12 protein-coding genes are annotated in these 13,632 nt (G+C 73.7%); 7 read left to right on the top strand and 5 right to left on the bottom strand.

The window, feature by feature from the left end:
* Positions 1-16: 16 nt before the first annotated feature.
* Positions 17-667 carry a heme-copper oxidase subunit III gene (locus A0J59_RS09890; RefSeq protein ID WP_082141561.1) on the bottom strand — a complete coding sequence of 217 codons (651 nt, stop codon included), beginning with the start codon at positions 665-667 and terminating at the stop codon, positions 17-19.
* 318 nt (positions 668-985) lie between these two features.
* Between A0J59_RS09890 and A0J59_RS09885 the strand changes: the two genes are divergently transcribed.
* Positions 986-1,423, top strand: a complete 438-nt coding sequence (locus A0J59_RS09885) for a response regulator transcription factor (protein WP_064316006.1) — start codon at positions 986-988, stop codon at positions 1,421-1,423.
* 33 nt (positions 1,424-1,456) lie between these two features.
* Positions 1,457-2,554, top strand: coding sequence for an anthranilate phosphoribosyltransferase (gene trpD / locus A0J59_RS09880; RefSeq protein WP_064315996.1), 1,098 nt, complete (start codon positions 1,457-1,459; stop codon positions 2,552-2,554).
* A gap of 39 nt (positions 2,555-2,593) precedes the next feature.
* Here trpD and A0J59_RS09875 read toward each other — a convergent pair whose 3' ends face one another.
* Together A0J59_RS09875 and A0J59_RS09870 are read right to left on the bottom strand one after the other, a co-directional pair.
* Complete coding sequence (locus A0J59_RS09875) at positions 2,594-2,875, bottom strand: Lrp/AsnC family transcriptional regulator (RefSeq protein ID WP_024840033.1); 282 nt, start codon at positions 2,873-2,875, stop codon at positions 2,594-2,596.
* Complete coding sequence (locus tag A0J59_RS09870) at positions 2,869-4,713, bottom strand: DEDD exonuclease domain-containing protein (RefSeq protein WP_082918898.1); 1,845 nt, start codon at positions 4,711-4,713, stop codon at positions 2,869-2,871. Before A0J59_RS09870 ends, A0J59_RS09875 begins: the two co-directional genes overlap by 7 nt.
* A 164-nt stretch (positions 4,714-4,877) precedes the next feature.
* Between A0J59_RS09870 and A0J59_RS09865 the strand changes: the two genes are divergently transcribed.
* Positions 4,878-6,281, top strand: a complete 1,404-nt coding sequence (locus A0J59_RS09865) for an NYN domain-containing protein (protein WP_064315995.1) — start codon at positions 4,878-4,880, stop codon at positions 6,279-6,281.
* A 66-nt stretch (positions 6,282-6,347) separates the two neighbouring features.
* Here A0J59_RS09865 and A0J59_RS09860 read toward each other — a convergent pair whose 3' ends face one another.
* A complete protein-coding gene (locus A0J59_RS09860; protein ID WP_053371267.1) occupies positions 6,348-8,165 on the bottom strand; it encodes a long-chain fatty acid--CoA ligase in 1,818 nt (605 codons plus the stop codon).
* A gap of 260 nt (positions 8,166-8,425) precedes the next feature.
* On the opposite strand from A0J59_RS09860, the gene A0J59_RS09855 reads away from it, so the two are divergent.
* Entirely contained in the window at positions 8,426-9,373 is a 948-nt protein-coding gene (locus tag A0J59_RS09855) for an ROK family glucokinase (protein WP_047233162.1), read from the top strand.
* A gap of 55 nt (positions 9,374-9,428) precedes the next feature.
* Here A0J59_RS09855 and A0J59_RS09850 read toward each other — a convergent pair whose 3' ends face one another.
* On the bottom strand, positions 9,429-10,061 hold the full coding sequence (locus tag A0J59_RS09850; protein WP_064315994.1) for a hypothetical protein: 633 nt from the start codon (positions 10,059-10,061) through the stop codon (positions 9,429-9,431).
* 57 nt (positions 10,062-10,118) lie between these two features.
* Here A0J59_RS09850 and A0J59_RS09845 point away from each other — a divergent pair, with 57 nt between their 5' ends.
* From A0J59_RS09845 to A0J59_RS09835, 3 genes are all read left to right on the top strand, one after another.
* Positions 10,119-10,904 carry a 1-acyl-sn-glycerol-3-phosphate acyltransferase gene (locus A0J59_RS09845; RefSeq protein ID WP_231581824.1) on the top strand — a complete coding sequence of 262 codons (786 nt, stop codon included), beginning with the start codon at positions 10,119-10,121 and terminating at the stop codon, positions 10,902-10,904.
* Between the two features lie 125 nt (positions 10,905-11,029).
* Positions 11,030-12,256, top strand: coding sequence for a pyrophosphate--fructose-6-phosphate 1-phosphotransferase (locus A0J59_RS09840; RefSeq protein ID WP_064315993.1), 1,227 nt, complete (start codon positions 11,030-11,032; stop codon positions 12,254-12,256).
* A 13-nt stretch (positions 12,257-12,269) separates the two neighbouring features.
* Positions 12,270-13,619, top strand: coding sequence for a class II 3-deoxy-7-phosphoheptulonate synthase (locus A0J59_RS09835; RefSeq protein ID WP_064315992.1), 1,350 nt, complete (start codon positions 12,270-12,272; stop codon positions 13,617-13,619).
* Positions 13,620-13,632: the final 13 nt, after the last annotated feature.

Raw genomic sequence — 13,632 nt, 5'->3', positions numbered from 1 at the left:
GGCCCCGGGCGGGTCGTCAGCGCAAGATGTAGATCACGAAGAACAGCGCGATCCACACGACGTCGACGAAGTGCCAGTAGTAGGACGTCACGATGGCCGTCGTGGCCTCGTGGTGCCCGAAGTTCTTGGCCGAGAACGAGCGGCCGAGAAGGAACAGGAAGGCGATCAGGCCACCGACGACGTGGAGGCCGTGGAAGCCGGTCGTGATGTAGAAGACGGAGCCGTAGGGCGTCGAGGAGATCGAGACGCCGTGCTCGACGAGCTCGGCGTACTCGAAGATCTGACCGCCGATGAAGAACGCGCCCATGAGGAACGTGAGGGTCATCCACTCGTTCATCCCCCAGCGGTTCACCTGGAAGATCGATCCGGTGCGCACGGGCTGGAAGCGCTCGGCGGCCCACACGCCCATCTGGCACGTCACCGACGACAGCACCAGGACGGTCGTGTTGATCGCCGCGAAGGTCAGGTTGAGCTTGTCCGCTTGCAGGGCCCACTCGTCGGCGGGCATCACGGCGCGGACCGTGAAGTACATGGCGAAGAGGCCGGCGAAGAACATGAGCTCGCTGGCCAGCCACACGATCGTCCCGACCGAGACGGGGTTCGGTCGGTTGACGCTCACGTGCTGATGGGCGTGGGGGGCAGCCGTTGCGGTCGACACAGAAGCCATTATGGCCGACGAACGGGCCCTTCGCGGCACGCAGACGACCGCCCGGAGGCGGTGAATCTCACAATGTCTCCAGATCTTCCCACGGAGACCTGCACTTGGTGACGGATCGCTGCTAAGTGCCATGAAACTGGCACGCTCGCAGGCCCGGCCAGGGCCCTTGGTCCCGGGTCCTCCGCCGGTCGGCGCCGACACCGCGCGAGGGGGTGCTGCGATCGGCTGTGACGTGCCAAGATGCCAGTCGGGACGCGCGCGCCGCAGGCGTTCGGCGCGCGCCCTCCCGGACCACCCGAGGGAACCACGAAGGCGACGGTGACGACGATGACGACGACCGTGACGACGACGCACGGGGACACGAGCGTGACCCCGCGCGCGCCGCGCATCCTCCTCTACAGCGACGACGTGACGGTGCGCGAGCAGGTGCGCCTCGCCGTCGGGCGCCGGCTGGGTGCGGGTCAGCCGGACATCGAGTGGCTCGAGGTCGCGACCCCGGCCGCCGTCGTGACGTCCGCCGACGCGGGCGGGTGGGACCTGCTCGTCCTCGACGGTGAGGCGGACAAGGCCGGCGGCATGGGTCTGTGCCGCCAGCTCAAGAACGAGGTCTACCGCTGCCCGCCCGTCCTGGTCCTCACCGGCAGGCCGCAGGACGGTTGGCTAGCATCGTGGTCGCTCGCCGACGACGCGGTGCCGCGACCGTTCGACGCGGTCGCCCTCCAGCGTGCCGTCGTCGACCTGCTGCGTGCCGCCGGCACGCGGTAGCCGACAGGAGACCGACCAGCCGAAGGGCCACCCGTGACCGCCACCCCGCACCCCGCCGCCTCGACCACGAGCGACTCGACGGGCACGGGGCTCACGTGGCCCGGCCTGCTGACCGAGCTCGTCGCGGGGCACGACCTCGACGCCGACTCCACCGCCTGGGCGATGGACCAGGTGATGTCGGGCGAGGTGTCGCCCGTGCGGCTCGCGAGCTTCCTCGTGGCGCTGCGCGCGAAGGGTGAGACCGTCGCCGAGCTGACGGGCCTCGCGGACGCGATGCTGGCCCACGCGAGCCGGTTCACCGTGGACGGGCCGGCGGTCGACATCGTCGGCACGGGCGGGGACCGCGCGCACACGGTCAACATCTCGACGATGGCCTCGCTCGTCATCGCGGGAGCGGGCGTGCGGGTCGTCAAGCACGGCAACCGGGCCGCGACCTCGTCGTCGGGCGCGGCGGACGTGCTCGAGGAGCTGGGCATCCGGCTCGACCACGGGCCCGAGCGCGTGGCCCGCATCGTGCAGGAGGCGGGCATCACGTTCTGCTTCGCCATGGTCTTCCACCCGTCCATGCGCCACGCGGGCGTCGCGCGCAAGGAGCTCGGCATCCCGACGGCGTTCAACGTCCTCGGCCCGCTGACGAACCCCGCGCAGCCGCGTGCGGCCGCGATCGGTGTCGCGGACGCGCGCATGGCGCCGCTCATCGCCGGGGTGCTCGCGGGGCGCGGGACCTCGGCGCTCGTGTTCCGCGGCGACGACGGGCTCGACGAGCTCGCCGCGACGGGCGGGGCGACGGTGTGGGAGGTGCGCGACGGCGTCGTGACCGAGCAGCGGCTCGACCCGGTCGCCGACCTGGGCCTCGCGCCGGTCACGATCGCCGACCTGCGGGGCGGCGAGGCGGCGCACAACGCCGACGTGGCGCGACGCTTCCTGGCGGGCGAGCCAGGGCCGGTGCGGGAGACGGTGCTGCTCAACGCGGCAGCCGGGCTCGTCGCGGACGGCACGCTGCCCGGGACCTCGGAGGGCGCGCTCCCCGCGCGCCTGCGCGCCGCCTACGAGATCGCGGCGCGCAGCGTGGACACGGGCGCGGCCCGCGACGTCCTCGCGCGCTGGGCGGAGGCTGCGGCGCGGGACTGACCCTGCTGGACGAGCGGTCGGCGGTCGCCGGCCGCCTCGTCAGTCGTCGAGGCCGAGCGCGAACGCCTGCTCGAGGTCGACGTTGGAGTAGGCGCGGAACGCGATGAACGTCTCGGTGCGCACGACTCCCGGGACCTTGCTGATGCGGTCCGCGATGACGTCGGCGAGCTGGTCGTGCTCCTGGACCCGGACCATGGCGACCAGGTCCGCCTTGCCCGTGACCGAGTAGACCTCGCTGACGCCCTTGAGGTCGGCGACCTCGGACGCGACCTCGGGGATGCGAGCGGGGTCGGTGTCGATCAGGACGATGGCGGTCAGCATGGTTCCTCCGGGGTCGGGTCGTCGACTGGCGACCACTCTACGGTCACGCCGGGCGCCGCGTGCGCCAGGTCGGGGCGGTCGCCCGGACCGGCGTGGCGCGCGACGTCGCGGGCCGTGGCGGCGAGGTCGACGTGGGAGCCCGCCGAGCGGACCGGGCACGCCCACGGGCCGGAGACGTCGACGATCCGCACCCCGGGCTCCTGGAGCCACGACAGCAGGATCTCGGCCTCGTGGGGGTGGCTCGCCGGGGCGGGCGGCACGGGCGGTGCGACGGTCTCCGCCGTCGCGACGAGGGCGTCCACGAGGGGCCACGGGTCCGCGCCGGGGTCGCTCACCCCGGTCGCGGCCAGGCGGGCGTGGCGGACCACGACGATCTCCCACCCGCCGGTGTCCGTCGGGCGGGCGGCGACGAGCTCGGCGCACGCGGAGAGCGGAGCGAGTCGCTGGGCCCGCGCCGCGCCCGCGAGGAACGCCCGTAGGCGATGCGTGAGCTCGCCCGCCTGCTCGAACCGCTCGTCGCGCGAGAGCGCGACGATCCGGCGCCCGAGCTCCGCGACGACGTGCGACGGGTCGCCCTCGAACGCCTCTCGCACGCCGGTGGCGACGGCCGCGTACCCGGTGTCACGTGCGACGGTCGTGCACGGCGCCGAGCACCGCCCCATCTCCGCCAGGACGCACGCCGTCGCGCCGGGCGAGGCTACGACCGGGAGCCGGCGCGTGCACTGGCGCAGCGGGAACGCGTCGTGGAGGGCGTCGACGGCGGCCTGGGCCTGGTGCTTGGACGCGAACGGCCCGATGTGCGCCGCCGGGGCGCGGACGTCCCGCACGACGGACAGGCGGGGGTAGGTCTCGTCCGTGAGCCGAACCCAGGTCATGCGCTCGGGGTGGCGCGACCGCCGGTTGTAGCGCGGCGCGTGCTCCGCGATGAGGCGCAGCTCGCGCACCTGCGCCTCGAGCGGCGTCGCGCACACGACCGGGGTGACGGCGTGCGCGATGCGCACCATCTCGGTGATGCGGCTGCGCTTCTCGGAGCGGGTGAAGTAGGACCGGACGCGGCGCCGGATGGACGTCGACGTGCCGACGTAGAGCACCTCGTCCCCGGGCCCGCGGAAGAGGTAGACGCCGGGGGCGTCCGGGAGGTCGTCCGCGAGGTGCCGCTTGCGCCGCACGTCCTGGGGCACGGGGTCCGTCGCGCCGGCGAGGTCCTCGAGATGGGTGACCCCCAGCGGCCCGAGCCGCGCCAGGAGCGCATGCAGCACGTCCACCGTGGCGCGCGCGTCGGCGAGCGCGCGGTGCTCGGGCGTCACCGTGGCCCGGAACAGCGCGGCGAGGGTCGCGAGCTTGTGGTTGGGGGCCTCGTCGCGGGTGACGACGCGGCGTGCGAGCGGGACGGTGTCGAGCACCTGGTTCCCGGGCCACTCGTAGTCCGCCGCCCGGCACGCGGCCTTGAGGAACGAGATGTCGAACGGCGCGTTGTGCGCGACGAGCACGGCGCCGCGCGCGAACTCCAGGAAGCTCGGCAGCACGGCCTCGATGCGCGGGGCGGTCGCGACCATGGACGAGGTGATCCCCGTCAGGCGGGCCACGAAGGCCGGGACGGGAACGCCGGGGTCGACGAGCGTCTGGAACTCCCCGAGCACCTCGCCGCCGCGCACCTTCACGGCGCCGATCTCCGTGATCCCGGCCCCTGCGGGCGACCCGCCCGTGGTCTCCAGGTCGACGACGACGAACGTCACGTCGCGCAGCGGCGTCCCGAGGTCGTCGAGCGTGGGCTGGACGGGCACGCCTCGTGGCGCGGACCCCTCGCGCGAGGAGGCGAGGAGAGGTCCGGACGGCATGGCGGCGAGGTTAGCGACGGCCACCGACACGGCCGAGGCAGGGCGCGGCGGGGTCCTCGGTCGGGCACGGGCACGGCATAGGGTGGTGCCTCGGGGAATCGGGACGATCGGGGACGAAATGTCCGGTCGCGCTCCCGACGACCGGCGCGCGGGAGGGGCAGCGGATGGTGGCCGAGAGGTCGGACGAGGAAGGACCCGGGGGCGGCGTCCCGACGGCGGTGCGCGCGCTGCTGGTCGAGGCGGCGGCCGACGTGCTCGGCACGCTCGACCCGGTCCTCGTCCCCGTCGCCCTGCAACGCGTCAAGGCCTTCGCACCCCGCCGGCGGGCGTCGGCCGGTGCAGCGCCGTTGTGGCGCGCCCTGGTCGACGACGCCGGGTTCCGCCACGCCGTCGCCGCCGCCTGGTCGCGCGAGCACGGGAGCGCGACGGGTGCGTCGTCGGACCCCTCGGTCCCGGACGACCAGGGACCGCCCGACGACCTCACGCCGGCACCGCGGGCCGAGGCCGTGGCGGAACCGGGCGACGACGGCCCCACCGCGCCCGCCCTCGTCCGCGAGCGCGCCGCCGGTGCCTTCCTGCTGCGCCCGGACGGCTGGGAAGCGGCCGTGGAGCGCGCCCGCACGCTCGACACGACGCTGCACGCCGCACGCTCGGAGCGCAGCGAGGTCGCCCGGTTGCGTCGCGACCGCGACCGGCTGGCCGCGCAGGTCGAGGAGCTGAGGGCGCAGGCGCGCGACGCCGCCGTGCGCGCGGACGCCGCGACGGCGGAGCTCGCCGGCGCGCGCCGCACCGAGCGGCGGCTGCGGGCGGACGCCGACCGCGCGCGAGCCGAGGCCCGGGCGGCTCTCGAGGCGGCGTCGGCCGAGCGGGCGGAGGCGGACGGGGCCCTGCGCGACGCGCGGGAGGAGCGTCGCGCCGCGGGGGTCGAGCTCGCCCGGGCGCGCGCGGAGCGGGACGAGGCGCGGCGGGCGCGGACGTCGGCGGCCGACGCCGCGGCCGCACGCGCGCGGCTCCTGCTCGACACGGTGGTCGACGCCGCCGCCGGGCTGCGGCGCGAGCTCGCGCTGGGGCCTGCCACGACGACCCCGGCCGACGACGTCGCCGCGAGCCTGCCGGGCGCCGCCGCGCGACCGCGGCCCGGGTCGCGCGGGCGCGCGGCGGACGACCCCGCGCTGCTCGGCGACCTCCTCTCCGTCCCGCGCACCCACCTCGTCGTCGACGGCTACAACGTGACCAAGACCGGCTTCGGCGAGCTCACGCTCGCCGCGCAGCGCGACCGGCTCCTCAACGGGCTCCTGCGCGTCGCGGCGGGAGGCACCGAGGTCACGGTGTGCTTCGACGGCGCCGACGCCGCCGCCCGGCCGGTGCACGCCCCGCGCGGCGTGCGCGTGCTCTTCTCGTCGGGGGAGATCGCCGACGACCTCATCCGCCGCCTGGTCGCCGCCGAGCCCGCGGGTCGACCGGTCGTCGTCGTGACGAGCGACCGCGCGGTGTCGGACGACGTGCAGGCGATGGGCGCGGTGTGCGTCCCGGCGCAGGCGCTCCTCGCGCGGCTCGCGCGCCGCTGAGCGACGACGGCCCTCCCCGGCGGGTGCCGGGGAGGGCCGTGCGGGCGTCGTCGACGACGTCGAGCATCAGCGGACCGGGGCGGGCCCGTCCACGTAGATCGCCTCCACGTCGGCCGCGAAGTCCTTGAGCACCTCGCTGCGCTTCACCTTGAGCGACGGCGTGAGGTAGCCGTTCTCGACCGTGAAGTCGGTGGTGAGCACGGTGAACTTGCGGATGGACTCGGCCCGCGACACGGCCTGGTTGGCGCGCGTCACGGCGGCGTCGAGGGCGGCGAGGACGTCGGGGTCCTTGGCCGCATCCTCGATCGACATCGGCTCCTTGCCGTGCATGCTCGCCCAGCCCGGCAGCCCCTCGGGGTCGAGCGTGACGAGCGCGCCGATGAACGGCTTCTGGTCGCCGACGACGACGCACTGGGAGACCAGGGCGTGGGCGCGGATGCGGTCCTCGAGGACGGCGGGCGCGACGTTCTTGCCGCCCGCGGTCACGATGATCTCCTTCTTGCGGCCCGTGATGCGCAGGAACCCGTCCTCGTCGAGCGAGCCGAGGTCGCCCGTGCGGAACCAGCCGTCGACGAACGCGTCCGCCGTGGCCTGCTCGTTGTTGTGGTAGCCGCGGAAGATGTGGTCGCCCTTGAGCAGGATCTCGCCGTCCTCGGCGATGCGCGCCGCGCAGCCGGGGAGCTGCTCGCCGACGGTCCCGATCTTCGTGGTCGCGGGGCGGTTGACGCTCGTGGGCGCCGTCGACTCCGTGAGCCCGTAGCCCTCGAGGATGCGCACGCCGATGCCCCGGTAGAAGTGCCCCAGCCGCTCGCCGAGCGGCGCGCCGCCGGACACCGCGTACTTGGCGCGGCCGCCGAGCGCGTGGCGGAGCTTCTTGAACACGAGCGCGTCGGCGACCTTGTGCTGGAGGCGCAGCCCGATACCGGGGCCGGACGGCTCGTCGAGCGCGCGCGAGTACGCGATCGCCGTCGCGGCGGCCCAGTGGAAGATCTTCAGCTTGCCGCCCGCGGCGGCCTTCTGCTCGGACGAGTTGTAGACCTTCTCGAACACGCGCGGCACCGAGAGGATGTACGTCGGCTTGAAGGTGCCGAGGTCGTCGAGCAGCGTCTTCGTGTCGGGCGTGTGTCCCAGCACCGTTCCGCCGGCGACGACGAGCACGCCGATGAACCGCGCGAACACGTGCGCGAGCGGCATGAAGAGCAGCGTGCGACCGCCCGGCTCGCCGAACACCTCGGGCACCGCCTTCACGGCGTTGACCGTGAGCGAGTAGAAGTTCTGGTGCGTGAGCTCCGCGCCCTTGGGGCGCCCGGTCGTGCCCGACGTGTAGATGATCGTGGCGACGTCGGCGAGGTTCGCCAGGCCGCGCCGGCGCTCGATCTCGGCGTCCTCCACCGCGGCACCGTCGGCCGTGAGGGTCGCGATCGCTCCGGAGTCGATGGCGAGGACGTCGCCGAGCGCGGGCACCTGGTCGCGCACCTCGCCGACGGTCGCGGCGTGCGCCTCGGTCTCGACGACGAGCAGCCGGACGTCGGCGTCCGAGAGGATCCACTGCACCTGCTCGGCGCTCGACGTCTCGTAGAGCGGCACCGGAACGGCGCCGGCCGCCCACGTGGCCCAGTCGAGGAGCGTCCACTCGTAGCGCGTGCGCGACATGATGCCCACGTGGTCACCCGGCTGGATGCCGCGCGCGACGAGCCCCTTCGCCACGGCGACGACCTCGGCGTCGAACCCGCGGGCGCTGAGGGCCTGCCACGCACCGTCGGTGCCGACGCGGCGCTCGACCATCGGCGCCGCCGGGTCGGCCGCGACGCGGCTCGCGAGCAGGTCGTTGAGGTTCTTCGAGGGATCGACTTCGACGATCCGTGGGGCGCTGATCTCGTCCATTCTGGCTCCAGTGGCAGTAGTCGACGGTGGGAGAACCCTACCCAGTGGCGGTGTGTGCCCGGGACCTGTCGATGTCGGTAGGCTTCAGGTGCTGTGCGCTGCTTGCGCAACGTTTCGCGCGGGCGCGGAGTTCCGGCAGGACGACCCGGGCGCGGGGTCGCGAGCCGTCGTCGTGCGTCGCCCGTGCGCGGGCAGCACTCGCAGCGTGAGGCTTCCAGTCAGCGGTTCATCAGCGGTTACCGAGCGAGTGAGGACGGGACATGCACGCCATCGGTGTGGACATCGGCGGGACGAAGATCGCGGCCGGGGTCGTCGACGAGAAGGGCGAGATCCTCGTCCAGACGCGCCGCGACACCGAGCCCGACGACGTCGCGAGCATCGACCGTGCCATCGCCGACGTGTATGCCGAGCTGACCGCCGAGCACGAGGTGGGTGCCATGGGACTGGCCGCGGCCGGCTTCGTCAGCCCCGACCGCACGTCCGTGCTCTTCGCGCCGAACATCGCGTGGCGCGAGTACCCCCTCGCGAGGAACGTGCGCGAGCTCATCGGGGACACCGACGTGCCGATCGTCGTCGAGAACGACGCGAACGCGGCGGGCTGGGCGGAGTTCCAGTTCGGCGTCGGCCGCGACGCGACCGACATGCTCATGCTCACGGTCGGGACCGGACTCGGTGGTGCGATCGTCGTGGACCGCGAGCTCGTGCGCGGCAAGTGGGGCGTCGCCGCCGAGGTGGGGCACATGCGCGTGGTCCCGGGCGGGCACTACTGCGGCTGCGGCCACGAGGGCTGCTGGGAGCAGTACGCGTCCGGGCGCGCCCTGGTGCGCGACGGGCAGAACGCGCTCATCGCCCAGCCGGACCGCGCGACGCGCCTCCTGGAGATCTGCGGCGGCGACCCGGACAAGCTCAACGGCCCCCAGATCACCCAGGCTGCGCAGGAGGGCGACGACCTCGCGGTCGAGCTGCTCGCCAACCTCGGCCGCTGGATCGGCGAGGGCGCGGCCTCGGTGACGGCGCTGCTCGACCCCGAGCTCATCGTGATCGGCGGCGGCGTCGGCGCGGCCGGCGACCTGCTGCTCCAGCCCGTGCGCCGCGCGTTCGCGGACCAGCTCTCCGCGCGCGGCCACCGCCCCGAGGCGCGCATCGAGCTCGCCGAGCACGGCAACGAGGCCGGGATCGTCGGCGCGGCGGACCTCGCGCGCCGCTGAGCCTCCGTCGACGGCCGCGGACCGGCGACCATCCGGTCCTGGAGGGGCCCGGGCGTCAGACGACGGCGCCCGGGCCCTCGTCGTCGTCGTCCCGGCGGTGGGGCATGCGCCAGAGCAGGATCGCGAGCCCGGCGAGGAACGCCCCGCCGCCCACCTGCGCGACGATCACCGGGTACGGACGCACCACGACGAGCACGACCAGCAGCAGGATCGGCACGCCGACGACCAGGGCCCACGCCATGGTGAGGAGCGGGTCGCGGCCGAGCACGAGCGGCGGGTCGGGCGGCACGAAGTGGCTCTCGGCCTCCTCGAGGTCCTCGACCTCCGGCGTCGTCGGCCAGTCGCGGGGACCGCTGGTGCGGACCCACGGCGCGACCGGCACCGACCCGAGCACGTCGCGGCCGTCGCGCGGAGACGGCGCGGGCCCGTCCGGAGCGTCGGCGGGCCCTTCTTCGTCCTCGGGGCTGCGCCCGGCGTCGCGGTCGAGGTCGGACAGGTCGGAGAGCTCGGCCACGATGCCGGCCCACTGCGCGTCGACGTCGAGGGCCGGCTCGTGCGGCGCGTCGTCCTGCCGGGCACCCTCGTCGTCGGGACCGGCGCGCTCCGGGCCCCGCGACGCGTCGTCGGGCGTGGGGTCGGGTGCGTCGTCGGGCTGCGGGGAGTCCGGCTGGGCGTTCGGTGCGGCCATAGGAATCACTCTAGAGTCGGATGCACGTCCCGCGCCGGGACCCCGCGAGGAGGAACGTTGTTCTACTGGTTCATGAAGCAGGTGATGGTCGGCCCGATCCTGCGGGTCCTGTACCGTCCCTGGACGCGGGGCGTCGAGCACGTGCCGGACGAGGGGGGTGCGATCCTCGCGAGCAACCACCTCGCGGTCATCGACTCCTTCATCCTGCCGCTCGTCCTCGACCGCAAGGTGCAGTTCCTCGGCAAGTCCGACTACTTCACGGGCACGGGGGTCAAGGGGCGCCTGACGGCCGGGTTCATGCGGGGCGTCGGCACGATCCCCGTCGACCGGGCCGGGGGCAAGGCGAGCGAGGCCGCGCTCGAGACCGGCCTGCGCGTCCTGCGCGAGGGGGACCTGTTCGGCATCTACCCCGAGGGCACGCGCAGCCCGGACGGTCGGCTGTACCGCGGCAAGACGGGCGTCGCACGCCTCGCGCTCGAGTCGGGCGCGCCCGTGGTGCCGGTCGCGATGGTGGGCACGAACATCGCCCAGCCGATCGGCAAGGTCATCCCCAAGCCCATGCGCATCGGGGTCGTCATCGGGGAGCCGCTCGACTTCTCGCGGTACCGCGGCATGGAGAACGACCGCTTCATCCTGCGCGCCGTCGCCGACGAGATCCAGTACGCGATCATGCGGTTGTCCGGCCAGGAGTACGTCGACATCTACGCCGCGACGGCCAAGGCGCGGCTCGCCGCGGGGCACACCGAGTCCGAGGAGGCGGGCGGCGCGCCCGGCGGCCGCCCGGCTCCCGACGTCCAGGTCCCGGAACCGCCGCCGGAGCCCGGCGCGACGTCAGTAGACTGAGCGACGGCCGGTCGCGCAGTGCTCGTGGTGCCCCTCGCGGGGTTCGTGCCCGCCGCCGTCGCCGCCACCCCGCCGGACCGCGTCCGTCCGGCCAGGATCCGTCCTACGAGAGGTTCTGAGTTCACATGTCGGTTCGTCGCGTCGCCCTCCTCACCGCGGGCGGTTTCGCCCCGTGCCTGTCCTCCGCCGTCGGGGGTCTCATCGAGCGGTACACGGAGCTCGACCCGGAGATCGAGATCATCGCCTACCAGTACGGCTACCACGGCCTGCTGACCGGCACGACGATCGTGGTGGACGAGGAGGGTCGCAAGCAGGCCGGCATCCTGCACCGCTTCGGCGGGTCGCCGATCGGCAACTCGCGCGTCAAGCTCACCAACGCGGCCGACTGCGTCAAGCGCGGCCTCGTCGAGGAGGGTCAGGACCCGCTGCAGGTCGCCGCGGAGCAGCTCAAGGCGGACGGCGTCGACGTCCTGCACACGATCGGCGGCGACGACACGAACACGACCGCGGCCGACCTCGCCGCGTACCTCCACGAGAACGGCTACGAGCTCACCGTCGTGGGCCTGCCGAAGACCATCGACAACGACGTGATCCCGATCCGTCAGTCGCTCGGCGCGTGGACCGCGGCCGAGGAGGCCGCGGGCTTCGCGGCGAACGTCATCGGCGAGCACCGCTCGGGCCCGCGCATGCTCATCGTGCACGAGGTCATGGGACGGCACTGCGGGTGGCTCACCGCCGCGTCCGCGGCCGAGTACCGCAAGTGGCTCGACGCGCAGGAGTGGGCCCCGGCCCTCGGCCTGTCGCGCGAGCGCTGGGACGTCCACGCCGTCTTCCTGCCGGAGCTCGCGCTCGACATCGACGCCGAGGCCGAGCGCCTCAAGGCGATCATGGACGAGCAGGGGAACGTCAACATCTTCCTGTCCGAGGGCGCCGGCATGCACGAGATCGTCGCGCAGCTCGAGGCGGCCGGCGAGGAGGTCCAGCGCGACCCGTTCGGCCACGTCAAGCTCGACACCGTCAACCCGGGCCAGTGGTTCGCCAAGCAGTTCGCCGACAAGCTGGGCGCCGAGAAGGTCATGGTCCAGAAGTCCGGCTACTTCTCGCGCGCCGCGGCCGCGAACGCCGAGGACCTGCGCCTCATCAAGTCGATGACCGACCTCGCGGTCGAGTGCGCGCTGCGCGGAGAGTCCGGCGTCATCGGGCACGACGAGGAGAACGGCGACCGCCTGCGCGCGATCGAGTTCCCGCGCATCGCCGGCGGCAAGGCGTTCGACGTCACGCAGCAGTGGTTCGGCGAGCTCCTCGAGGGCATCGGCCAGCCGCTCGTCGCCGCGGCACCCGCCGCGCACTGACCCGGGCAGCGGGATGACCACCACGAGCGAGCCGGGGACCGACGCCGGGCTCGACCACTTCCGCACGCTCGTCGCGCTCCAGCAGCCGACGTGGCCGGACGAGGCGGCGCTCGACGCCGTCCGGGACCGGCTCGCGGCCTCCGCGCCGCTCGTGGTGCCCGCCGCGGCCGACACGCTGCGCTCCCGCCTGGCCGCGGCCGGGCGGGGCGAGGCGTTCCTCCTCCAAGGGGGAGACTGCGCCGAGACGTTCGCCGAGGCGAACGCCGACCGCATCCGCAACAAGATCCGCACGATCCTCCAGATGGCGGTCATCCTCACGCACGGGGCGAGCATGCCCGTCGTGAAGATGGGCCGCATGGCCGGGCAGTACGCGAAGCCGCGCAGCTCCGACTCGGAGACGCGCGACGGCGTGACGCTGCCCGCGTACCGCGGCGACATGATCAACGGCCACGCGTTCACCCCCGAGGCGCGTGTGCCCGACCCGGAGCGCCTCGTCCAGGCGTACCAGATCTCGTCGGCCACGTGGAACGTCGTGCGGGCCTTCACGACCGGCGGGTTCGCCGACCTGCGCCAGGTCCACGAGTGGAACCGCGGGTTCATGCGCAATCCCGCCTACGCGCGCTACGAGCAGACGGCGTCGGAGATCGACCGCGCGATCCGCTTCATGGACGCGTGCGGCGCCGACTTCGACGCCCTGCGCACGGTCGAGTTCTTCGTGAGCCACGAGGCCCTCGTCCTGGACTACGAGCGCGCGCTCACGCGCCGCGACACGCGCACGGGCGACGCGTACGACACGTCGGCCCACTTCCTGTGGATCGGCGAGCGCACGCGCCAGCTCGACGGCGCGCACGTCGACTTCCTGTCGCGCGTCGCGAACCCGATCGGCGTCAAGCTCGGGCCGACCACGACGCCCGACGTCGCGCTCGAGCTCGCGCGCCGGCTCAACCCCGACGACGTCGAGGGTCGCCTCACGTTCGTCACGCGCATGGGCGCGGGGAACGTCCGCGACGCGCTGCCGCCGCTCGTCGAGGCCGTGTCCCAGGCCGGCGTGCCCGTCACGTGGGTCACCGACCCGATGCACGGCAACACCATCACGTCCGCGAGCGGCTACAAGACGCGCCGCTTCGACGACGTGCTCGACGAGGTCCGCGGGTTCTTCGAGGTGCACCGTGCCGCGGGCACCGTCCCGGGCGGGCTGCACGTCGAGCTCACGGGCGACGACGTCACCGAGGTGCTGGGTGGCAGCGAGGAGATCGACGACGCAGGCCTGGCCCTGCGTTACGAGACGCTCGTCGACCCGCGGCTCAACCACCAGCAGTCGCTGGAGATGGCCTTCCAGGTCGCGGAGATGCTGCGCCGTTGAGGGACTGCCGCTG

The sequence above is a fragment of the Cellulosimicrobium sp. I38E genome (assembly GCF_001647255.1).
Lineage (GTDB): Bacteria > Actinomycetota > Actinomycetes > Actinomycetales > Cellulomonadaceae > Cellulosimicrobium > Cellulosimicrobium cellulans_E.
The sequence above is the reverse complement of the archived record's forward strand: the minus strand, read 5'-3'. Positions and strand labels throughout refer to the sequence as shown.

Excerpts from the sequence above, each read along its gene's own strand:
- A0J59_RS09890 (WP_082141561.1), bottom strand. The coding sequence starts at position 667 with ATGGCTTCTGTGTCGACCGCAACGGCTGCCCCCCACGCCCATCAGCAC.
- A0J59_RS09885 (WP_064316006.1), top strand. The coding sequence starts at position 986 with ATGACGACGACCGTGACGACGACGCACGGGGACACGAGCGTGACCCCG.
- A0J59_RS09875 (WP_024840033.1), bottom strand. The coding sequence starts at position 2,875 with ATGCTGACCGCCATCGTCCTGATCGACACCGACCCCGCTCGCATCCCC.
- A0J59_RS09870 (WP_082918898.1), bottom strand. The coding sequence starts at position 4,713 with ATGCCGTCCGGACCTCTCCTCGCCTCCTCGCGCGAGGGGTCCGCGCCA.
- A0J59_RS09865 (WP_064315995.1), top strand. The coding sequence starts at position 4,878 with ATGGTGGCCGAGAGGTCGGACGAGGAAGGACCCGGGGGCGGCGTCCCG.
- A0J59_RS09860 (WP_053371267.1), bottom strand. The coding sequence starts at position 8,165 with ATGGACGAGATCAGCGCCCCACGGATCGTCGAAGTCGATCCCTCGAAG.
- A0J59_RS09855 (WP_047233162.1), top strand. The coding sequence starts at position 8,426 with ATGCACGCCATCGGTGTGGACATCGGCGGGACGAAGATCGCGGCCGGG.
- A0J59_RS09850 (WP_064315994.1), bottom strand. The coding sequence starts at position 10,061 with ATGGCCGCACCGAACGCCCAGCCGGACTCCCCGCAGCCCGACGACGCA.
- A0J59_RS09840 (WP_064315993.1), top strand. The coding sequence starts at position 11,030 with ATGTCGGTTCGTCGCGTCGCCCTCCTCACCGCGGGCGGTTTCGCCCCG.
- A0J59_RS09835 (WP_064315992.1), top strand. The coding sequence starts at position 12,270 with ATGACCACCACGAGCGAGCCGGGGACCGACGCCGGGCTCGACCACTTC.